A 20,398-nucleotide genomic window follows, 5' to 3' on the forward strand; every position below is an offset into this window, starting at 1 on the left:
CTAACCTAGTTTATAAAATCTTCAAATGGAAGGACGAGCACATTGACCTCATCACCTTTTTATATCGACAATACTGATGAACAGCTCTATCAAGGAAATTTACTCGTATCCGTACACGAGATGCCCGAACCGCATAATCTGGAGTTCATCGAACGGATGTTGTTTGGTCCTGAGGCCATCAAGTGTTTGATCACGCGACACCATTCTTCGCGACGAATCCAATTAGAAGAACAGCCACTCGACCAACTACAGACAATGTGGGAGAAGACATTCAAACATCATCTCACGTTTGAGGTCGCTTTCTCACTTGACGATTTTCCGAACGGATATTGTTGGACGACACGCGTCTGGGAAGGACATGATTGTTGGTACCTTGTCTTCACCGAGCATCACTGATTTAGTCGTTAACAAACCAGCAAAGGAAGGTAATCTTTCATGGACTTACTTATATTGATGCAGGACCGGGCCCTCCCGTTACTGCTGCTCGCATTATTTCTCATTCTGAACGTGGTGTTCGTCATCGGGATTTGGAAGCGACGACGTCACTTCTCCAAAGGATTTCTCGTGTTCGCGAGCTCGCTTACGTTCTTACTTATGACATCATCGGTCATCCTCATCATGTTCACGATGTTCATCGGCTACAACCAGTGACGTCTTCTATCCGATGATATCCGTATCGAAATCATCGAGTGCCCCTACGATGTTCGAAGTATGATGAATGCAGAAAGGAGGGAATGCTGATGCTTGAATCACTGAACCGATTGATGGACCACATCGATCAACATCTAACAGAAGACATCACGAGTGAGGATATCACACGCATCGTCGGGGTCTCCGACTATCATTTTCGACGCATGTTTTCTTACATGGCCGGGATGACGCTCAATGAATACATTCGAAATCGTAGGCTGTCAGAAGCGAACAAGGACTTGATTCATGGGAAATCAGTCACGGACGTGGCGTATACGTATGGCTATCAATCCGTCGATGGGTTCTCGCGAGCGTTTCGAGACTGGTGTGGCTTTTTACCGTCTGAAGTGATCAAGAACAAGATTCAAAAGTCATTCCCGAAATTCACTTTCTTCATCGACATCAAAGGAGGAATTTCAATGGAATTCAAATTAGAACACAAACCTTCATTCAACGTCGTCGGCGTGTCCAAACGCGTCCCGATTCAGTTTGAAGGGGTGAACCATGCAATCGTCGAGTTGGCACAGTCAATCACGGAGCAACAGCGAAGCGAGATGCATCAATTGGCGGACCTCTATCCGCACCAAGTGCTCAACGTGTCGTACGACTTCGATGAAGGCTATTTGGACGAAACGGGTTCACTCACGCACATGATCGGCTTCGCGACGACGCAAGATAATCCGTACGAGGATCTTGAACAGATTACAATCGAGTCGAACCTGTGGGCCGTCTTCCCGAACACCGGTCCGTTCCCGGAGACGCTGCAGGAGACGATGGCGAAGACCTATGCCGAATGGTTGCCGACGTCGGGCTACGAACTGGCCGACTTACCGAGCATCTCGTTCACGAAGCATGATGGCTCATCGGACAACGTCTATAGCGAAGTGTGGGTGGCGGTGAAAGAAAGAACGTCATAAATTTGATTGCTATACTGAAAATCCCTTAATAGAGAACATACTCTATAATAAGGGGTTTCGTTAATTTTAAATTCCCGTTTTTAAACCTAATCGTTAATTTCTATTGAACTTAGATTCAATTTTCTTCATACCCCTTTCCTTTCTTCAGTCCCTTATTTGTTTATAGACGTCAATCGTTCCATTCAGGACATTGACTCTTGCATTCCAATTTCGAACTTTGGAATGGATCGTGAACACTTCATCGGACTCCCAACGAATCGTCCCGAAATATAATGAGAACGCATAGGGGCTGGCGATTTCTTCAATTACTTTCGCTTGGAATAATCTCATGCCCTTTTCATAAACTTCTATCCAAAACGTGGTACCTGTCACAGAAACAATCAATTTGAAAACTGCTATCCGATTACGCTTTTTATTTGATTTTGGAGTTTTATTTAGCAAGATGACCAACTTGTAGTCATTCATTTCAATTTGCCTCAAACCTTGTTCGATGATCTCAGAAATCGCTTCTTTCTCACTGAACGTATGTACTTCTAATAGTGGTACGAGCACGTCGCGAACGACGGTAGCGAAATGACGAAACTTCTCTTGCTCGTCGAGAGTCATCATGTACGAATCATAGTCGAACGTCTCACTCATGAACTCATGAATCAACACTTGGTGATGAGTATCGTCAAACGTGTGCTGCGTGTATGTCTTTGTCTCACTAGCCTCTAAAAGCTCGATTCCAACAACGGCATGGGAATTGAATTGGAGTGCCCCACGTTCGATCTGTCTCGATACATGACTCGAGAGCAATTCCTCAAAGACAAATGACGAGTGGATCTCAGTGATGTGTTTTTTATTCCAGTCCCGATCACGCTGCTGATTGCGAGTTGTACCTAAACGGATTGAGAAACTGCTCATCTATACACATCCATATTCTTCTAATAGTATCATACAGAAAAAATCCCTTTAACCATCATCAAGATAGCCAAAGGGAGTCATTTTTATTTGGTTACGTTGTACTCCAACGCTTCCCCATTCGTCTCGATGACGTGTTTGTACCATTCGAACGAATCTTTCTTCATCCGCTCCATCGAGCCGTTCCCTTCATTGTCACGGTCGACGTAAATCATACCGTACCGCTTCTTCATCTCGCCCGTCGTGAACGAGACGATGTCGATGATGCCCCACGGCGTGTAGCCGATCAAGTCGACGCCGTCATAGACGACCGCTTGTTTCAGCTGCTCGATATGCGCTTTCAAGTAGTCGATGCGGGCCGCGTCATGGATTTTCCCGTCGACGATTTCATCGACAGCACCAAATCCGTTCTCGACGATGAAGAGTGGGATTTGATAGCGGTCATACAACCGGTTGAGCACATAACGGAGACCGACCGGGTCAATCGACCAGCCCCAGTCACTCGACTTGATGTACGGGTTCTCGACACCGTTCGGCAGACCACCGTTGACGATATCACCGCTGTTGTCGGCGACGACGTCACTCTTCACGGTCGTCGACATATAGTAGCTGAAACCGAGGTAATCGACGGTCCCATTTTCCAAAATTTCTTTGTCCCCCTCGAGGAACGGGATTGAATAGCCTTCACGCTCGAACTCGTTCAAGGCGTAGTTCGGATAGAACCCGCGCACTTGCACGTCCGGGAAGAAGTAACGTTGGCGCATCATCTCTTCGGCGAGCATGACGTCGTCCGGGTTCGACGAGAACGGATAGATCGGCACGTGTGATACCATCGCCCCGATCTCGAAGTCCGGGTTGATGGCTTTCCCTTTCGCGACGGCGAGGGCGCTCGCAATCAACTCATGGTGCCCCGTCTGATACATCACTTCACGGGCGTTCTCCCCATCTTCGACGATGACGCCAGAGTTCGTCCATAAGAAGAGCGGGTTGTTGACGTCCATTTTGTTGTTGATCTCGTTGAACGTCATCCAATATTTGACCTTGTCTTTGTAGCGGTCGAAACACACCTCGGCGAAACGGACGAAATGGTCGACGACGGCACGGTTGCGGAACCCGCCGTACTCACGTGCGAGGTGGAGCGGCATCTCGAAGTGGGACAATGTGATGATCGGTTCGATGCCGTGCTTCAACAACTCGTCGAACAAGTCGTCATAAAATTGGAGTCCGGCCTCGTTCGGCTCTGCATCGTCCCCGTTCGGGAAAATTCGGCTCCAGCCGATTGACGTGCGGAGACATTTCAAGCCCATCTCGGCGAAGAGCGCGACGTCCTCTTTATAGCGGTGATAGAAGTCGATGGCTTCATGGTTCGGATAAAACTCGTCCGGCTCGACCTTGTCCGTGATCCGACGCGCGACGCCGTGAGCGCCGGCCGTCAACACGTCGACGACGCTCGGTCCTTTACCGTCGGCGTCCCAGCCGCCTTCAAATTGGTGGGCGGCGAGAGCGCCGCCCCATAGAAAATCTTTTGGTAATGTTTTCATATGTGTTCCTCCTTCTTCGAGATACCAATAATGAATCATACACGTCAATTATAATTGTACCGGTACAATTAAACAAGTGCGATACATTTTTTATTCTCGACGAAATGGTGACGTGGTACAATCGAAGCAGATCATACGAGGTGAGGATGCCACATGCTAAAATATCAACAGATTGCAGCCGAAATTGAGCAGTACATCAATCAACACGATTTGAAGCAAGGAGATAAACTGCCCGTCCTCGAGCAATTGATGAGCCAATACGGCGTCAGTAAGAGCACCGTCACGAAGGCGCTCGAATTGTTAGAGCGCAAGGGCATCATCTTTCAACTGCGTGGGAGCGGCATCTTCGTCCGGCGTCACAACCGCCCGGGCTACATGAGCCTGTTCTCGACGCAAGGGTTCAAGAGCAATCTCGGTGACCGGATGTTGACGTCGGATGTGCTCGATGTCTCGGTCACGAAACCGGATGCGACGGTCGCACAGAACCTTGGTATTGACGTGACGGACGATGTCTATCGCGTCGAACGGGTCCGCTTCGTCGACGGCGAGGTGTTCTGTCATGAGGAGTCGTATTTTGTGAAGGCGATTGTCCCGTATTTGAACCGAGAGATCGTGGCTGACTCGATCTTCGATTACGTCCAAGGCGCACTCGGCGTCACCATCGGCTTTTCGGACATGTACATGCAGGTCGGACGATTAAGTGCGTCGGAAGCAGGTTATCTGGGGTTACAACAGGATGACCCGACGCTCCGCATCGAGACGATCTTCCATCTTTCGAACGGGAAACCGTTTGACTACTCACGCATCACCTATCATTACGAGTACTCACAGTTCGTCGTTCAGGCGAACGGACCGTATATGTAAAAACAAACCCCCATGCGTGTGCGTGGGGGGGGTGTCGGCTAACACGTATCGAACTTAAACGAGTGGCTTGCGCTTCAAATCGAGTAGCTCATCATCTGTTTCAAAAAGCAACTCATCGAATGCTTCGGCACCGTGCTCCTCGATAAAATGTTCTTCTGAAGGGAAAATCGGAACGAACCAGACGACGAGCACGTTCTGCGTATCGCCTTCATACACCAAGAACGATTCATCCGAATAGAATGGTGCGGTCACATAAATGGATGAGAATTTACTACGTTTGAGCACACCTTTCGGCAAGCTGAAATATTCACCTAAATCAAACGCTTGATGTGTCTCAAGCGCATGGGTAGCTAAGTGCCACACTAACTGGACGATGTCTTGCTCAGCGCGCTTTTGTTTGAAGCGAAACAGCACCTCTTGATGGGCATCGGAGCCATCCTCGAATTGAAACGAGTGTAGATGTAATCCTAGTGTTCCAATGCTCACGATCCCAGAAGGTTTTGGCTCCTCCAATTTGAGTATTTGGACATGTTCCTCCAGTAAATCGGGAAAATCGTATCCACCGACAAATTCCCCGCAATGGGCTTCTAGATGCTCTAAATAATCCAATGGTTACTCCTACTTTCTTTTAAATGGTAGTGATGCGCATGCGACTTTATTGAGTCAAATCGTTATACGCATCAGCATCGCCCGCGCACATTTTCCGAATATAGTCTAAACGATCAGATTCGCTAGGAAAAGTGTGAGGCGTGAGTATGATGTCACACGAGGCCTGGGCGACGTGATGCAGTAGCTGTTCGACGACTTCAAACACCTCTGCCAAGTGCTCTGGACTCAATCGAACGTCCGGGGTGACAAGGTAACTGACCTGAATCACGTTTTCTTTCGACTCAAAAAGAGAAGCTTCATGTTCAGAAAACCATGGATAGTCGGTGAGCTCGCTTCGTCTTTTCTCATTTTTAATCATGAGGAATGCGTCACTCTCGTCAAGTCGTATTCGCCAAACCTCACTATCGAGCGATTTGAATTCTCTAAATGTATTCAAGGTTCACCCCCTTGTATGGATTGTTTTTGAGAGAATTAACAATAACGACTTTTGTTTTATTCTAGATACATGCCAATGTCTAAAAGCTTCTCTTCTAAATGTCTGAGATTTATATTTGTATGAATCCCCATCAGATAATCAAACCCAACAAAAACTTTGAGCGATTGTTCTTTCTTGTTTGGTGGATACGATTCTAAGTGTAAATAAAGCTCTTCTCTCAACAATAACCGAATCACACGATCGACTCTCCACCCCGTCAAAACCGTTCCTTTTTTCACACCTTTGTACAAAGCTGTCGTTTTTAAATCATATAGGTTCTTTGGAAAAGTAGGTAGATGATATTCGTGAGCTGAGAGAGCTCCTCTCTTCTCAATATATGTAACCTTGAGGGCGGTCACCTTGCAATAATCCATAATTATGTTCACCGACTTCACATATGCATCTTCACTTCTCATGTATTCCTCGAAATTAAGTATAACGCCATCAAACGACTTTCCAACATCGGATATTGATGTCCACTCGTTATTTTCGTAGCCACCGAACTCATCTCTGTATTCTGGATTGTATTTGCTTAATCTATATCGATACATCGCTCCACCTGATTTCTGCATGTGATTTTGCTCTAAATACCATGCAAGGATAATCTTATGACATGATGCGTTGTGTAGTCTTCAAAAGAGTCTCCTATTCTTCAGATTGAATAAAATCTCCGCCAAACGTCCATCCATTTTGTTGCAACATTTTTTCAAATTGCTCATTGAACCGATTGATATCAATAGGCTTATTCTTTTTTACAGCTCCAATTCGTCAAAATAATTTGTGACGCGCTATGCACAAGCTCCACTCACGAAGTTAAAACCGCTTGATTGAACCGTTTACATGATCGAAAAAGTGATATACGTCGCGTGTATCATGCGCTAGTACGAAGTTTCCGAAGATGTGAGGATGAAATTCTCCTAGGAACGTCTCAAGTGTTTGTACAGACGTGGGTGAAGAGAAAGGCTGCCACAACCCTTTTGCTCTTGGAATCTTTAGTTGAGGCAGAAGTTTGTCTTCAATTAACTTTTCCCATGCTGCGTCATATAGCGTCAATCGATAGACCTTCTCTCTTGGACCAAACGTTCCTCCGAGACAAAACGTCAATTCAATTGGAAACGATCCTCGTATCACGTGGTGAAAGAACGTCTCGTAATCCGCTGTGCTAATCGACTCAACAGATTCAATTGTCATCCCTTGGAGTGTCAGTCCCTCACGGTAAGAACTCACGAGCCAATCCGTTTCATTTGAGAACGTGACGACGTCTTGGCGCTCTTTGTCACGGGAAAGCGTCAGCCATGGGGCGATCTCCTCAAGTTTGCGAACGATGCCGAATGTGACAGACTCCTCTTCTAAGCGTTCAAACGAGAAACGATGTCGTTTCGGTAGCCGTACCGAAGTCTTCCGTTCCACGCGTAACGGGAACTTCGCGCTGGCCAAATGTCGATAGATCAGACGATTTTCCTCCCCTTCCTTCAGCGCATACTGCGGTAAAATAATGATCTCTGTTCCATGATAGATGATTCGACACGGTTTCAAGTCCGGCTCGTTGTCGTAATCCTTAAAATAGGTCGCGAGCATGTTTGCCGTTTCAGGCAATCGCTGCTCAAACTCCGTCCAACCGTATAGCTCCACGATGTCCGGCAATCCGTTCTCATCGGTGATGACATCCCAAAACGCGTCCCAGTTCATGCCATAGTGCGAAGGAAATTGTAACTGTTCTTTTAACAGTTCATGTAACTCGGTTTCCGTCGCGATGTTGGAGACGTCTAGCGTCACACGAGTGGTTTGGTCTCTCTGTTTACACACCTCAATCGGATGCATCCAGACATACACCGTCTCGACAACTTCATATGGCGAGACATCTATATAGACGTCTCGCGTGAACGGATGCATGGCGAGGTAACGCAATACCACTACATCCGTAAAACCCTCACCAATCTGCACATCATCCGGATGAAACGAGAAGATGTCAGCAGCTTGTCGACGGATCGAGCGATAGACGTCATCAAGCTCTTGATCATAGACACGGTCGAATTCATTACGGTCCACTTGCCATAACGTCCGCTCGCTAGAATAGGGTAAGCTGTCCGTCTTTTGTTCAAATTGATCCGAATGCACTGCGTGTTGACGCACAAATAAAGCCGTGGTCGCGTCAACTTCACGTAACCACGGACGTTTCAAATTCATCTTTTCCATCGCCTCCGATAAAAGAAATAACCGAGCGGAAGGCCTGTCAGCAACGCTAGGCCAAGCATCCGATATGATTTCGGCTCTGTCGTCTGAACATTACCTGAACTACCAGTGAGGCCATCTTCCAACGAACCTTCGATATTTGCATGTGTCTCGACTAAGAGTGCCTGATAGGATACGAGCGTGATCGTATCTCCGCCGATGAAGCGTTTTGCATCGGTCGTCAAGGCGGTCAACGTCTTCTCTTCATAGTCAAACCAGGCATTCTCTGGCGCCGAATGGACGAGTGAGCCGGATACGTCGCCTAGAGCAGTTGACAACTCCTGGCCGTACCCGAGCGTTGAGAAGGCGAAGACACCCGGTTCCTGCTCATACGTGCCGATGACGTTTCTTGGTTCTCCGTCCTGTAAGACGGCCGACACGTGCTCATCGCTCGGGACGAACGTACATAGCTCATCTGACGAGTAACAGGATTGTGCGGCCATCATCACTTTATGAAGCGAACCGAACGAGATGGAGTGACTTTCCGTCAAGTGATAGCCGCTCGGGTCGTCTCCCCCTTCAATATAATCAAGGACGATTGACTCAAAATGGGTTTTAGCGAAACGTTCAGCGGACCGTTCTGTCGGCGCGGCAATTGCAGACGTAGCAACGAGTGTGAAGGACCCGGCTAAGGCGAATGTTGTGAGGTGGCGCAACATGTTGCCTCCTTTCAACTGATAAACATCTGCTTGAGCAGTGACGTATCAATCCGAATCACTTCCGCATGAGGATGCTTCTGTCGCTCGATGATCTGATTGAACCGTTTCGAAGCGACGAATCGATCGGATTCATGGACGCCCGCCAGACATACGAGGGCGAGGCGCAATTGCTTGCGACCGTCACTCATTCGCAGGTGGTCGATATGATTATCAGCATCGAGCCGATTGATGAACAGCTCGACTTTACAATCTTCCTTCACCAAATAGGATACCAGATAAGCTGCCTGTTGAATCAACTCTTCGTAACGAGCGTGGAGGCCGTTTCCGAGCGGACCACTCAAGTCGAGCATTAACGTGAACGTATCCAAGTTTTGTCGTTGAAATACTTTCGCTTGTAAACGTCCTGTCTTGGCCGACGCATACCAATCAATTTGTTTCGCCGGTTCGGCTTCATACGATTTCGAGCTCAGAATCATCAACTGGTCTTTGAGTGGGGAATGTTTGACGAGCCGATCTCCCACGCGATAATGCTTCGAGTCGGACACGTTCATCTTCTTGATCGACGGGAGTACCGTCCACTCGGGAAGTGACTCGACCGCGTCGACGAGCAGTACCGTACCAAGAAAGAATGGCAGTCTCGCGCTGACGATGCATTCGTTCATTTTGACCGGTCCTCGTTTCTCAGCCTGAATCGTCAACGGAACATCCGCTTCGTCTGGCTCGATGTCGAGTGTCGTCGTACTCGAGCCATTTTCAAAGGTGATGCCTCGTCCGAGCGTAACTCGGACAGAAAGTGGGATTCCGAGCGTTGTCATTTGATTTAAGTCGTGGACAGTCATTCGTAACGTGGCGGCATCATCGATGAACAGCAATTGTTCTTTTTGATGGAACGACACACCTATGGAAGTAGAAATTGTATTCGTCAACCATTTCCGAGCCAGCATCAGCCCGAGGATGATTCCGCAGACGTAGGCAACTGGCCAGATATATGGGAACCATATCGTGAAGATCATCAGACCGGTGTACGCAGGCCATAGCTTTTCTTCCAACCACGTTGGCGTGCTCAGTTCGCAGCGGTTCATGGTCATACCTTCTCGACAGGCACGTCGACTCGTTCAAGTATATCTTCTAGCACATTCCGTTTCGTCGACTTCACGTCCCCTTCGAGCGTCAACGTCAATCGATGTGACAATACTTGCGGCGCGACGGCCTGAACATCTTCCGGGGTCACGAATTGTCGTTCCTGGATATAGGCGTACGCTTGAGATGCTTTGACAAGCGCGAGCGTCGCCCGTGGACTCGCCCCGACCTCGACGAGCGGATGGTTCCTCGTCTCTTGAACGAGTGCAAGCAGATACGTGACGACATCTTCATGGACTCGGACATCCTCGACTTCTGCTTGGGCCGCTGAGAACGACTCGTTCGACATGAGAGCGTGCACGGCATGTCGTGTCTTGGAAATCGTTTGGAGAATCAAATTCCGCTCTTCTGAAGCCTCTGGATAGCCGACTTGGAGCGCCATCAAGAAGCGATCGAGCTGCGCGTCTGGTAACGCGAACGTTCCTGCTGACTCGATTGGGTTTTGTGTCGCGATGACAAAGAAAGGTTCAGGCAATTTATATGTGACACCGCCGATTGAGACTTGCCGCTCCTCCATCGCCTCGAGCAAAGCGGATTGCGTCCGGGGGACGGCCCGGTTGACCTCATCAATCAGCAAGATATTCGTGAAGATCGGTCCGGTCTTGTTCTCGAACGTCTGGGTCTGCACGTTGAAGAAGTCTGTACCGATGATGTCGGTCGGCAGAAGGTCGGCCGTGAACTGAATTCGTGTGAAGTCGGCCTCGAAACTTTTGGCGATACTTTTCGCAAGAAGCGTCTTTCCGGTCCCAGGAACGTCCTCTAATAAGATGTGACCATTGGCGAGGAGTGCCGTACAGCAGAGGCGCGTGATTTCAGGCTTTCCGAGATAGATCTGGTCCAGTTGTTCCAATACGCGTTTGATGGTCATGAGAGTGGCTCCTTTTCTAGGCGAAGTAAGTAGGCGTCGAGCTGTTGTTTGAACGCTTCTTCACGTTGTGGCGTGATCTCGACTTTGTCATAACGGGTCTCTAAATAGCTCCGAAGCGAGGCATCGAGTTGAATGCGGCTCGCCCAGGCGGATAACGTCTCGAACGTCCGCCGACGCTTTTGTGGCGGCAATGCTTGTTCGAATTGAATCAAATGTTGCCGTAACGGGGAATCCGGCAGCGGATGGACGGGGCGTTTTACCTCTTCGGACATTTCGTCTGTCTCTTTCGTTGCATCAACCCTCTCGTCTGTCGAAATGGATTCCCTCACTTTCTTGTTAAAGCGGCGTCTATGCCACATCCATAAGCCAATCAAGAGAAGGATTGCGCTGAAGATGTAAGGTAATAGGGAAAGGCGATCAGATTCACTTGTAGATGGTTTGCCGTATGACGGAGACGAGTCATTCTCATCTTCCCTTGGTGTGCCGCCTTCATCATCTGAAGGTCCAACAATCGCCCCTGCTTCAGAAATACCGGGCCCGGAATCTACGTCACTACCATCTCCACACCAAAAATCCGTATCGACGACCTCAATGATCCCAAACAACTTTCGCTTGTCATGACAGTCCGTGACCCAACTCGTGATGGGGCTCCCTGAGATGTCCAACTCTTTGAAGTAGGTATAAGCGAGTTGACCTGAGAATGAAATGAGTGCGACAACCAGTAAGGAAAGCAAGGAGACGGATAGAAAAATAGCTTTGGCCTTTTTCATGTAATGATCCGTACAGATATATGTAGATTGGATTTCATACCTTCCAACGGCTCCTTTCGAATTAAAGTGAATGACAAATTCGATTGTGCTTTCAAAAGAAAGATGTCGCAATCTTCAGTATTCTTTAGTTGTGAAATGACCACTAGACATATAGAAGCCAAATCTCACTTTCAAACTGACCATCCTCGTCACACATCGAAGACATGTACTTCTTCAGTTCCATGTCATCGGGTAATTGTCGCAATAAGATTTCGTGTTCCTTGAACTCCATCGATCCAAGGGTCCAATTCGGATTCAGGAGAAAATCTCGATAAGCTTCGTCCGTCTCGAAAACGATGATCTCAGACGCCCAGAGTGAAGGGACGTCCAATAATACGACGATTCGATAAACCTCGTTAGGTCGAAGACGTTTTAAACGGATTGCTCCATCTAGCAATGTGTCTACAACAAGACGTTTTCCACGCATCTTGAACCGTTTGGAGAACAGGATGGGCTGCCCAATCGGGATTTTGCTGTTCCAGTACCCATTGATGAACGTTGTCGGAAACGTGGACGTCGTTTCCTCGACGTGCTCGACCATTTTTCTTAATTTCCGACGCATGCCGCGTATTTTCCTCTCTCGATTCATGGTTCATCCTCATTAACTGTAAATTTAATTTTTCATTCCTAAATTAAGGAAATTATACCATGCCGATGCAATGCTTTATAGATTAATATAGTTCATTCGTTCGGTTATATTCTTCTAAACTTCTCCAGTCAGGATGAGCCTTACGAAACTGCTCAGTTAATTCACTATTTTTGCTTAACAATAAGACATGACTGGAATCCCACAAGATTAATTCACAAACCGCAGCTCGGTGTTGGATGTGTGGTGATTCAATCCACAGTTCTGCATTTCCATCTGCGAACGGGTAGACGTCCAATTGTTCAAAAGTTATGTACTGCTTAGAGTCAAATCCTGAAAATACGCCCCAGATGAAATAGACATCAGGCATGTGAACGAATTGAATCAGTTGCTCTCCTTTAATCCAGTAAACCCATCCCTCTTCAAACTCGCGTACATCATCAAAATAATGCAGATGGCGATCTGGTATATTTCCGTCCACGTCTGTCAGCATCCAATTGTACTTGGTCACCTGTGTGCCGAGAGAATCAATGACCTGTTGAATTGAAGTAAATCGATCGATGATTGTATTCATAACATGCCCCTTTCTAACAACCATTCAGCTAACGCCGGTTTGAGCTTTTATCATCTTGTGGCGTCATCCCATCAAGTGCGATTGACCCGTGAACCACTTTGAGACCGTCCTTAACGGGTATGACAGAGAGGGAAAGACTTTCGATGACTTTACGGTCTTGAAGAAGCGTCTCAGGTGCCCAGTCCAGCTCAATCTCGTGGCCCGCCACCGCATAGGCGAAGGATGTGCTACGGTATACGTCTATAAGCAGTCGTTCCACACTGTCTGTGGCTCTGACAATCGATTCCGTCTCATTCGTGTCCACGAACAAGTCCTCCCAGTCCAAATCAATGAGAAGCCCTTCAAAATCGACTTCAGTTTTCAATGAAACGGTCACAATTTGGTCACGTCGACCGAAACGGGCAGTCGATAGGGTAATGGAACCGTAATACTGAATTTGAGACAAGTCGAGGTCTGATCCCTTCGGTTCAATCGTCACCCACTCCGTTCCATCTTCGTCTTTGCTATAGGTGATGCGATCTATCTTCCCACCATCTCGCATTAACGCTTCACAAACGACTTGAAGGTTGCGAAGCAGGCCACTCCCTGTTGTGAACGCGATTCCGATTGAAACGAATCCTCCTGATTTCCCCATAGAACCTCCCCCTTTGTTTCATCATACAAAAAAGCGGCACCGTTTACACGGTACCGCCCTATCTTACAACCAGACTGGTAAAGAGAAGAAAACCAAGAACAATACGGTCAAGACACCGACGACCGGACTGAGCGACCGATAGCCCTTCTTGAACAAGACGATCATCGTGTAGGCGATGAAGCCGAGCCCGATGCCATCGACGATGGAATACGTGAACGGAATCATGATGATGACGAGAATCGCCGGGAAGGCATGCTCCCAATTGTCGAGCGGGAGATGCTTCACGTTCTGGAACATCATCATGCCGATGATGATCAACACCGGCGCAATCGCCGTCACCGGAATGATCGCGAACAGCGGCAACAACAAGAGCGAGACGACGTACAGCCCTGACGTCACGAACGAGGCGATGCCGCCCCGAGCGCCGACCGAGATGCCGGCCGCGACCTCGACCGTCGAGACGGTCGGGCTCGAACCGAACATGGCACCGGCCATCGTCGATAACCCTTGGGCGACGAGCCCTTTCGGAGCATCCGCATCCTTGCCGATGGCACGCGTCTGATTCTGAATCAGGCTGATGTTCTCGATCAGCAAGACGAGCGTCAATACGCCGACAGCGACAAGGAAGATCGGTGACGCCGACTCGGCGAACGAGACGTTGCCGAATACCGTACCGAACGACTCAAAGAACGGCATAAGCGCGAACTCACCGGTCCAGTCGAGCGTGCCCATGACGGCGCTCAAGCCGACCCCGAACGCGATCGTCCATAGAAAACTGCTCGGTCCCATCTTCAAAAAGAGAAGGATGGCGACGAATAGCGTCAGGAACGCGACCTGTACCGGCCGCTCCCCGAGATCTCCGATATGAAGCAACGCCCCACCACCGCCCGAGACGATCCCCGCCGCCTCGAGTCCGATCAAGATGAGGAATAGGCCGAGTCCGACCGTCAAACCGTCATGAATAATCGGCGGGAACGCGTTCGCGAGTTTCCTCGCCACTTTCGTCACCGTCAACAGGACGACGAGCGCCCCCGAGACGAACGAGACGGCGAGCGCGCCTTGCCAGCTCAGCCCCATCTGCAGGACGAGCGTGTACGTAAAGAGCGCGTTGATGCCCATCCCTGGTAATAGGAGCAGCGGCAAGTTGAACAGCCCTGCGATGAACGTTCCGATGATGCTTGTCAAAATCGCTCCGACGAGCGCTCCCTCGAACGGGAGTCCGGCTTGTGTCAAGATTGCCGCGTGAACGGCCGGGATGTATGCTGTCGCCAGAAAGTTCAGCACGCCCCCGTATGTTTCTGTTTTCCATTCTGTTTGTTTTGCCATAGGAATCAATCCTTTATTGGCACCCTCACCCACCCATGTGGTTATACACACGAGATTGATTATATCCTGTCTGACTTCTGACATGCAACATTATTGTCGTTCAATTCCATCTTTAGACCTACTGCCAAGACGACTCCATCTAAAGGTTCATTTTATAAAATAAGAACAAACGTTCCTGTTTTTAGCATCTTTTTTGAAGGGAATCTGCTATAATGAAGAGGCAGGTTAACGCAGCAATAGTGGGGTCAGCCGCCAAGTCCACAATGGAGGAAGGCGGTGGTGCGGATGGAACAACTATGGACCTGGGTCGGCGATTATGTCATCGTCCCGATCCTCGCTCCGATTATCGTTCACTTGGTGTTACACCAAACATCCGATCGTGCAACGTCTGAACGCACAAAAAAATGACCCCCTCGGCGCAATGAGATGGGTCACTTTCTGATTCACTAACCATTGTGGCGGCTGGGCCACTCTTAAAGTGGTAACCTGTACGCCAGAGGCCGGTGTGTCCAGCACCGGTCTCTTTCTACTTGCATCATACCATACTTGTTCCCATTTTTCAGTAACAGAAACACGAAAACGATGAAGTTGACGTGACGAACAAACACCGGGCGATTTTAGCCCGGTGTTTTCATATCTTCCTCTACTGTATAGCGGGAGAACCAGTTCAGCATGGCGTCCGCCTCTTGTTTTGGGATGTCCTCGATCATTTCATTCGATAAGACACCACGCGTCGAGAACAGAACGTTACATACATTGAAACGGCGTTGAAGCGGCGTCTGTGTCACTTGGATTTGTTCGATCCGGGGCTTATCCGTCAAAAATGAGTGGACGTTGAAGGCGCCGGTCCGTAACTCGACGAAGTGACCGTTCCGGGCGTAGCGTGTCGTCATATAGCTCAACAGGCGGCCGCCGACGATGATGGCCCACAACAGGACGAGCCACCAGGCGTAATCGCGGAAGAAATACAGCACGACACCCGAGACGATGAGTCCGAACCAGCTGATGCGCAACAGTTTGACCCAGAGGGAACGTTTCGGCAAACGATGCAGCGTATCAGACCAGACGAACTGATCGAAGTGTTCGTTCAACACGTTCATCGCCCGCTCCCGTTTCACGAATGGGAGAATCGTCGACGATTCATCTTTCAGCTCATCCATCGTTCCAGCCGCGACGAGTTCGACGCCGACGATGTTGAACCAACGCCGGATGAACGTCTCCTTGATTCGGATCGCTTGAATCTTCTCGTACGGAATCTCTTTGGCGGAACGGTTGAGTAGTCCTTTCTCGACCCGGATGCGGTCACCTCGTCGTTCGAGCCGGAAGTTCCCGTACTTCAAGAAGTTGATGACCATGCCGATGACGACCGACAATATTAGGACCGACAAGACGAGCAGGCCGATTGCGATGATGGACGCGTGAATCACCCAATCCCCGATTGTATCGAACGTCCCGTCGAGATTGATGAAATCATCGATGGACGAGACGATCGTTGAGGCGACCGGGAAGATGGCGAACACCGACAGTGACGTCAACGAGGCGATGATGATTTCGCGGGTCGAGAGGGCGTACAACAAACGGCTCGCTGGCTTTGCAATCGCCACCGGTGTTTCGGTCGCGTCCGTCTCCCCTTCTACCGGTACATCGGTCTCGGCCTTCCGATGACGGACCTGGTCAAGGATGTCCTCGAGCCGCTTCGCCTCATTCGGGAAGACACCGGCTAATTTGAACGAGGCGTCGTCGCTGTTCGCGTTCGTATCGAACGTCAATTCAACGACCCCGAGCAGCCGGTACAAAAACGGGCTGTTCGAGTGGACGCTCTGAATCTTATACAGCGGCAACGACTTCTCTTTCTTGATCCAGTTGCCGTCGATGACATATACCGTCTTCTCGTCAAGCGCATACCGGAAGTTGAGCCAACCGAAGAACTTCTGCAGGATATCGAGCAAGAGGAACAACAAAATCCCGACCCGTAAGATGATGCCGAATGTTGAGCTCCAGTCGTTATTGATCACAAACAGCAGTACGAGTGGGATGATAAACGACTTGATGACCTCTAAGACACGCAACAGCAAGACGCGACTCGGCAGTCGATGCCACGTGAGAGCGGCTTCTGTCATACGACATCCTCCTCTTCGATGCGGGCATAGACGGCAATCTGTTCCCGAAGCGTCTTCGCGAACGATTCCTCGATCGCATAGATATCATGTGAGCCTGCGGCCGTCCCGATCGTGATCGTCTGCAAGCCGTATTTCCGTAGCAACGGGCCTTGCTGGGCGTGGACGTATTGTACTTTTGTCATTGGGATCAAGACGTCGTGCGTCGTGATGATGCCGTGATGCAGGCGAATCTCAAGTGGTTTCACGTCATACGTGAACCGCTCTTGCTTCCACTTTTGGAAGACGACGATATCGATCACACTATAGATGAGGTCGATAGCGAGTAAGGCGTACATCGTATATTGCAGCCACGTCGGCCAGTCAAAATAAAGCGAGGCAGCGACGAGGCCCCCTGTGATGACGAGCCCGATCAGATAAAAGATGGCGCTCGACAGTCGGAAGACGGTACGGGCCTCGATTGGCAATGTGCCGCTGAATGATGTCGGTGTTGTTTCTATGTCTGACATTGGTGTTTCCCCCTAACGATTCGGAGCATATGTCCGTTCTACCTCTAGTATACGGCGCACTCCCTAAAAAAGTTTCAAATTGAGGTCGGGAAACTGTTCAACTGCACGCTCATCAATTTAAACCGCGGTCTGTCTTCTGGTTCGACTTGCTGGATAAGTCGGTCGAGTGCGGCAACTCCTTCCTCCTGTAGCGCAGCGTCTAGATGACCGGTCAGTTTAATCGATGCGAACGCACTCGACATGACGACGACGTCACAGTCGAATCCGTATTCATATGTCGCCCAGTCGTCAGAGCTCGATACATCCCGCTCCATCCAGCCCGAAACGATGTCGTACGCACCGACGAGGAAATCGATGTCCCGTTCTTTTCGGATTGCGTCCTCGAACATCACGAGCACGTCGGCGCCTTCATCACTGCCGAACGGACTGAACTCATCCGTGCAATCCAAGTAGAAGTCCTCCTGAAAATGAGCATTGAACCGTGGGTGTGCGGTGAGTTGGTCGGGACCGATTTCCGGGTCGTCGAAATAAAGATGGTTGTCCCAGTCGTAATCGACCTCCACGTACCCTTTCTTCAGTTTTTGACGGACGAGTTTGTCGGCTTCTTTCTTACACTCTTCGGCCGTATTAAAAGACTTTAGTTGGACTTTACCGACCGTACCGAGCTTTCCGTACTGGACGACGAACTCGTCTGTGCCAACACGGATGTTCCAAAATTTTGTGGTGTGTTGCAGTGATGTATTCACACGATTTCCCCTTATGTCTAAATATAGTCCGTCGGCTCAAGTGAAGTGTAGGGTTCCATGGCGATGCTCTGCTTCCACGACGGCTAGCGCTTGTTTGATGAGCACCTCGATATTTGCGATTTGCGATTTTTCGATATACGTCTCCCCATCAAATACATAGACGGTCTCGTCCCCGTCATATGTCATGGCATATAGTTCTCCTTCCATGAGGGATTGTCCGATAACGAAATAGTCTGCTCGTAACGTATCGTAATGTGAGGATAAATCGAGCGGTGTATTCACTTGTTCTTCAATCGATATACCTTTATATTCGATGTCTGATACGCCGTATAGGTTGAGTTGACAATAGAGGCTAACCCCATCAAACTGTCTCAACAATCGTTTGTAGGTTTTAGGGAGATCTCGATGATGACTCTCCCAGAGACGAAGCACACGTTCATCACGAGGCGGTGCAATCGATATACGCCATGTGTCTGTTTCCCCTAAGTACCCAAATACGTGTGCTCCATTGTTGAGTATCTTGTAATCGGTCTTAAAGTTGGCATGTAAGTGCGCAATCAACGTAAACGGACCTTGTGCTTCCTTTCTTTGCCTCATCAGTCGCGTCCCGATATGAGAACGTGCTGTCTCGGATTCATCGAATAGTTGTCGATCATGAAGCCTTTCGGTCAATTGATAAAACGTGCCATATGCAGACGGAAATACGGCATGCCACGAATAAGAATCTAATCGAGAACGTTCCACTTCCTTTAAGAAGTCGTCGCTGCAGTAGTTGAGCCATTCAATTTCATGGATTGTTGAACGATTTGGTGTATACGCATAGACGGATCGTTCCACAACGTCTTTACCGATTGTCGCGTAAGTTGGTCTTAACGTCTCACATACTGCATGAAACAGCTTTTCCCAATCGGTTTTATGTTTATCGAAATAGGACTTCGATAACACCAACCCAAAACCGATGTCACCTGTTTCTAGTCCGGTTAAATTAAAGGCAGTCACGTAACTCGGTTGACTTTCAAGCTTTGCGAAGAAAGAATGCTTCCCTTCGATTCCGTCTGTCCAACTCCGTTCGAATCGCCTCCCATCGTATCGCGAAATCGATTTTAAATCATAACCAATCGACTCGATGGTCACACGGTGTCGCTTCAACAATTCAAGAAGCCGTCGAGCGTAATCAATCGATGTTACATCATGTTGAAAGTAAAATGTAAGTTTTATGTGTCTCATCGATTTACTCCTTGATGCCCAAGTCTATAGAATCATCTTCAAACAAGTCGATTGAGAAAGTGACTAATCGATTTTCCTGAAAGCTACCGCGGACTGAATATTCCTTATTTCCACCCTCTGTTAAAAAGATGACTCCTTGATTCCATGCCGCTTCCTGGTTTTCCCCCATCAGACTCATCAAGGAAAGATAAAATGGGGACCCAGGATAATCTACAGTGATCGGATGGGGTGTCATGTTGAGCTGTTGTTCATCAAGGACACAAATGAATGCTGAGAGAACTAAAAAAGTTCCAAGCTCTTGATAGTCAGTCACATCGGATAAAGAATCAGTCTGCGCTCTTCCTTCAACGCGAACAAGAGTCTCTGTCTCATCTAGAAAACCGGTTACAGTCCATGTCAGATTTGGTGTGACTGGAACGATTAACGATTCATCAGTGTTCGCGGGATCAGTGAAACAGAGATTCGATGAATCAGTTGAAAATTCACCGATTGGAAGTTCTGTCAATCCTTCATCAACTGTTTCGATATAAAAAGCTACAATTGTTTGTTGGCGTTTGATCACATATACACTAAGTGGTCGATGAAAAGAATCCAGCTCAAGTGCAAATGCTTTGTCCGATTTTAGAACTCGTGTTGAAGGATCTTCGACAGCAATCAAATTTACTACTGACTCACATTCCAAATCTCCGACATGCTCAAGTTCTGCCCAATCTACATCTTCGCAATAAGCCATCACCCCTTCTTGACCGGTAGCGTATCCGATATGTACGCGCCATTCGCCTCCCCGTTCGATTGGTAATGAAATTCGATTGAGAGAACTTTGTTCATCAACCATAAGCAGGTAATCCCCATCAAATGTCATAGTCCCTAAGTCTTTTAAATGCCTCATTTCTTCTAGATAGCTCATTCGTTACATCCTCTCTTATTCTCTTGATTTTATTATGAATGAAACAACGAAGGAGCGCATGTATT

24 protein-coding genes are annotated in these 20,398 nt (G+C 48.6%); 5 read left to right on the top strand and 19 right to left on the bottom strand.

Features of this window, described 5'->3' with window-relative positions; genetic code table 11:
- The first annotated feature begins 42 nt into the window (after positions 1–42).
- The 3 genes from EVJ34_RS00455 to EVJ34_RS00465 all read left to right on the top strand — a co-directional run bounded on the left by EVJ34_RS00455 (position 43) and on the right by EVJ34_RS00465 (position 1,607).
- On the top strand, positions 43–396 hold the full coding sequence (locus EVJ34_RS00455) for a hypothetical protein (protein ID WP_131484429.1): 354 nt from the start codon (positions 43–45) through the stop codon (positions 394–396).
- Between the two features lie 39 nt (positions 397–435).
- Positions 436–651 carry a hypothetical protein gene (locus EVJ34_RS00460; protein ID WP_114166181.1) on the top strand — a complete coding sequence of 72 codons (216 nt, stop codon included), beginning with the start codon at positions 436–438 and terminating at the stop codon, positions 649–651.
- A gap of 89 nt (positions 652–740) precedes the next feature.
- Positions 741–1,607: an AraC family transcriptional regulator gene (locus EVJ34_RS00465; protein ID WP_131484430.1), complete on the top strand. Its 867-nt coding sequence runs from the start codon at positions 741–743 to the stop codon at positions 1,605–1,607.
- Between the two features lie 144 nt (positions 1,608–1,751).
- Here the strand turns inward: EVJ34_RS00465 and EVJ34_RS00470 are convergent, their stop codons facing one another.
- Both EVJ34_RS00470 and bglA read right to left on the bottom strand, forming a co-directional pair.
- Positions 1,752–2,513, bottom strand: coding sequence for a hypothetical protein (locus tag EVJ34_RS00470; protein ID WP_131484431.1), 762 nt, complete (start codon positions 2,511–2,513; stop codon positions 1,752–1,754).
- Between the two features lie 83 nt (positions 2,514–2,596).
- On the bottom strand, positions 2,597–4,051 hold the full coding sequence (gene bglA / locus EVJ34_RS00475) for a 6-phospho-beta-glucosidase BglA (protein ID WP_131484432.1): 1,455 nt from the start codon (positions 4,049–4,051) through the stop codon (positions 2,597–2,599).
- Positions 4,052–4,204: 153 nt separating this feature from the next.
- Here bglA and EVJ34_RS00480 point away from each other — a divergent pair, with 153 nt between their 5' ends.
- Positions 4,205–4,915 carry a GntR family transcriptional regulator gene (locus tag EVJ34_RS00480; protein ID WP_131484433.1) on the top strand — a complete coding sequence of 237 codons (711 nt, stop codon included), beginning with the start codon at positions 4,205–4,207 and terminating at the stop codon, positions 4,913–4,915.
- 54 nt (positions 4,916–4,969) lie between these two features.
- Here EVJ34_RS00480 and EVJ34_RS00485 read toward each other — a convergent pair whose 3' ends face one another.
- From EVJ34_RS00485 to EVJ34_RS00540, 12 genes are all read right to left on the bottom strand, one after another.
- Positions 4,970–5,524, bottom strand: coding sequence for a suppressor of fused domain protein (locus EVJ34_RS00485; protein WP_131484434.1), 555 nt, complete (start codon positions 5,522–5,524; stop codon positions 4,970–4,972).
- Between the two features lie 46 nt (positions 5,525–5,570).
- A complete protein-coding gene (locus EVJ34_RS00490; protein WP_131484435.1) occupies positions 5,571–5,960 on the bottom strand; it encodes a hypothetical protein in 390 nt (129 codons plus the stop codon).
- A 56-nt stretch (positions 5,961–6,016) separates the two neighbouring features.
- Positions 6,017–6,571 (bottom strand): hypothetical protein, encoded by a 555-nt coding sequence (locus EVJ34_RS00495; RefSeq protein ID WP_131435003.1) that lies wholly within the window; start codon positions 6,569–6,571, stop codon positions 6,017–6,019.
- 241 nt (positions 6,572–6,812) lie between these two features.
- A complete protein-coding gene (locus EVJ34_RS00500; protein ID WP_201739907.1) occupies positions 6,813–8,186 on the bottom strand; it encodes a barstar family protein in 1,374 nt (457 codons plus the stop codon).
- Positions 8,183–8,887 carry a hypothetical protein gene (locus EVJ34_RS00505; RefSeq protein ID WP_131484436.1) on the bottom strand — a complete coding sequence of 235 codons (705 nt, stop codon included), beginning with the start codon at positions 8,885–8,887 and terminating at the stop codon, positions 8,183–8,185. The genes EVJ34_RS00500 and EVJ34_RS00505 overlap by 4 nt, the downstream gene beginning before the upstream one ends.
- 14 nt (positions 8,888–8,901) lie before the next feature.
- Positions 8,902–9,972, bottom strand: a complete 1,071-nt coding sequence (locus EVJ34_RS00510; protein WP_236636605.1) for a DUF58 domain-containing protein — start codon at positions 9,970–9,972, stop codon at positions 8,902–8,904.
- A 2-nt stretch (positions 9,973–9,974) separates the two neighbouring features.
- The gene (locus EVJ34_RS00515) at positions 9,975–10,898 is read right to left on the bottom strand and encodes an AAA family ATPase (RefSeq protein ID WP_131484437.1); all 924 of its coding nucleotides are present in this window, start codon (positions 10,896–10,898) and stop codon (positions 9,975–9,977) included.
- The gene (locus tag EVJ34_RS00520) at positions 10,895–11,668 is read right to left on the bottom strand and encodes a hypothetical protein (protein WP_236634537.1); all 774 of its coding nucleotides are present in this window, start codon (positions 11,666–11,668) and stop codon (positions 10,895–10,897) included. Before EVJ34_RS00520 ends, EVJ34_RS00515 begins: the two co-directional genes overlap by 4 nt.
- Before the next feature lie 142 nt (positions 11,669–11,810).
- A complete protein-coding gene (locus EVJ34_RS00525) occupies positions 11,811–12,269 on the bottom strand; it encodes a DUF3916 domain-containing protein (RefSeq protein WP_161568876.1) in 459 nt (152 codons plus the stop codon).
- Between the two features lie 109 nt (positions 12,270–12,378).
- Complete coding sequence (locus tag EVJ34_RS00530) at positions 12,379–12,867, bottom strand: hypothetical protein (protein WP_131434991.1); 489 nt, start codon at positions 12,865–12,867, stop codon at positions 12,379–12,381.
- Positions 12,868–12,895: 28 nt separating this feature from the next.
- Positions 12,896–13,501 carry an Imm64 family immunity protein gene (locus EVJ34_RS00535; RefSeq protein WP_131434989.1) on the bottom strand — a complete coding sequence of 202 codons (606 nt, stop codon included), beginning with the start codon at positions 13,499–13,501 and terminating at the stop codon, positions 12,896–12,898.
- A gap of 63 nt (positions 13,502–13,564) precedes the next feature.
- Positions 13,565–14,827 (bottom strand): NCS2 family permease, encoded by a 1,263-nt coding sequence (locus tag EVJ34_RS00540; RefSeq protein ID WP_131434987.1) that lies wholly within the window; start codon positions 14,825–14,827, stop codon positions 13,565–13,567.
- A gap of 285 nt (positions 14,828–15,112) precedes the next feature.
- Between EVJ34_RS00540 and EVJ34_RS15940 the strand changes: the two genes are divergently transcribed.
- A complete protein-coding gene (locus EVJ34_RS15940) occupies positions 15,113–15,235 on the top strand; it encodes a hypothetical protein (RefSeq protein ID WP_255417482.1) in 123 nt (40 codons plus the stop codon).
- A gap of 209 nt (positions 15,236–15,444) precedes the next feature.
- Here the strand turns inward: EVJ34_RS15940 and EVJ34_RS00545 are convergent, their stop codons facing one another.
- The 5 genes from EVJ34_RS00545 to EVJ34_RS00565 form a co-directional block, all read right to left on the bottom strand.
- A complete protein-coding gene (locus EVJ34_RS00545) occupies positions 15,445–16,947 on the bottom strand; it encodes a PH domain-containing protein (RefSeq protein ID WP_131434985.1) in 1,503 nt (500 codons plus the stop codon).
- Positions 16,944–17,453, bottom strand: coding sequence for a PH domain-containing protein (locus tag EVJ34_RS00550; RefSeq protein WP_131434983.1), 510 nt, complete (start codon positions 17,451–17,453; stop codon positions 16,944–16,946). Before EVJ34_RS00550 ends, EVJ34_RS00545 begins: the two co-directional genes overlap by 4 nt.
- Before the next feature lie 74 nt (positions 17,454–17,527).
- The gene (locus EVJ34_RS00555; protein ID WP_161568877.1) at positions 17,528–18,199 is read right to left on the bottom strand and encodes a WGR domain-containing protein; all 672 of its coding nucleotides are present in this window, start codon (positions 18,197–18,199) and stop codon (positions 17,528–17,530) included.
- A gap of 36 nt (positions 18,200–18,235) precedes the next feature.
- Positions 18,236–19,426 (bottom strand): SMI1/KNR4 family protein, encoded by a 1,191-nt coding sequence (locus EVJ34_RS00560; protein WP_131484439.1) that lies wholly within the window; start codon positions 19,424–19,426, stop codon positions 18,236–18,238.
- Between the two features lie 4 nt (positions 19,427–19,430).
- Positions 19,431–20,333, bottom strand: a complete 903-nt coding sequence (locus EVJ34_RS00565) for a hypothetical protein (RefSeq protein ID WP_131484440.1) — start codon at positions 20,331–20,333, stop codon at positions 19,431–19,433.
- Positions 20,334–20,398: the final 65 nt, after the last annotated feature.

Origin of the sequence: Exiguobacterium sp. SL-9, assembly GCF_004336985.1 — a bacterium.
In the GTDB taxonomy this organism is placed as follows: Bacteria; Bacillota; Bacilli; order Exiguobacteriales; family Exiguobacteriaceae; genus Exiguobacterium.

Excerpts from the sequence above, each read along its gene's own strand:
- EVJ34_RS00460 (WP_114166181.1), top strand. The coding sequence starts at position 436 with ATGGACTTACTTATATTGATGCAGGACCGGGCCCTCCCGTTACTGCTG.
- EVJ34_RS00465 (WP_131484430.1), top strand. The coding sequence starts at position 741 with ATGCTTGAATCACTGAACCGATTGATGGACCACATCGATCAACATCTA.
- EVJ34_RS00470 (WP_131484431.1), bottom strand. The coding sequence starts at position 2,513 with ATGAGCAGTTTCTCAATCCGTTTAGGTACAACTCGCAATCAGCAGCGT.
- bglA (WP_131484432.1), bottom strand. The coding sequence starts at position 4,051 with ATGAAAACATTACCAAAAGATTTTCTATGGGGCGGCGCTCTCGCCGCC.
- EVJ34_RS00480 (WP_131484433.1), top strand. The coding sequence starts at position 4,205 with ATGCTAAAATATCAACAGATTGCAGCCGAAATTGAGCAGTACATCAAT.
- EVJ34_RS00495 (WP_131435003.1), bottom strand. The coding sequence starts at position 6,571 with ATGCAGAAATCAGGTGGAGCGATGTATCGATATAGATTAAGCAAATAC.
- EVJ34_RS00500 (WP_201739907.1), bottom strand. The coding sequence starts at position 8,186 with ATGAATTTGAAACGTCCGTGGTTACGTGAAGTTGACGCGACCACGGCT.
- EVJ34_RS00510 (WP_236636605.1), bottom strand. The coding sequence starts at position 9,972 with ATGAACCGCTGCGAACTGAGCACGCCAACGTGGTTGGAAGAAAAGCTA.
- EVJ34_RS00515 (WP_131484437.1), bottom strand. The coding sequence starts at position 10,898 with ATGACCATCAAACGCGTATTGGAACAACTGGACCAGATCTATCTCGGA.
- EVJ34_RS00520 (WP_236634537.1), bottom strand. The coding sequence starts at position 11,668 with ATGAAAAAGGCCAAAGCTATTTTTCTATCCGTCTCCTTGCTTTCCTTA.
- EVJ34_RS00525 (WP_161568876.1), bottom strand. The coding sequence starts at position 12,269 with ATGCGTCGGAAATTAAGAAAAATGGTCGAGCACGTCGAGGAAACGACG.
- EVJ34_RS00530 (WP_131434991.1), bottom strand. The coding sequence starts at position 12,867 with ATGAATACAATCATCGATCGATTTACTTCAATTCAACAGGTCATTGAT.
- EVJ34_RS00535 (WP_131434989.1), bottom strand. The coding sequence starts at position 13,501 with ATGGGGAAATCAGGAGGATTCGTTTCAATCGGAATCGCGTTCACAACA.
- EVJ34_RS00540 (WP_131434987.1), bottom strand. The coding sequence starts at position 14,827 with ATGGCAAAACAAACAGAATGGAAAACAGAAACATACGGGGGCGTGCTG.
- EVJ34_RS15940 (WP_255417482.1), top strand. The coding sequence starts at position 15,113 with ATGGAACAACTATGGACCTGGGTCGGCGATTATGTCATCGTCCCGATC.
- EVJ34_RS00545 (WP_131434985.1), bottom strand. The coding sequence starts at position 16,947 with ATGACAGAAGCCGCTCTCACGTGGCATCGACTGCCGAGTCGCGTCTTG.
- EVJ34_RS00550 (WP_131434983.1), bottom strand. The coding sequence starts at position 17,453 with ATGTCAGACATAGAAACAACACCGACATCATTCAGCGGCACATTGCCA.
- EVJ34_RS00560 (WP_131484439.1), bottom strand. The coding sequence starts at position 19,426 with ATGAGACACATAAAACTTACATTTTACTTTCAACATGATGTAACATCG.
- EVJ34_RS00565 (WP_131484440.1), bottom strand. The coding sequence starts at position 20,333 with ATGAGCTATCTAGAAGAAATGAGGCATTTAAAAGACTTAGGGACTATG.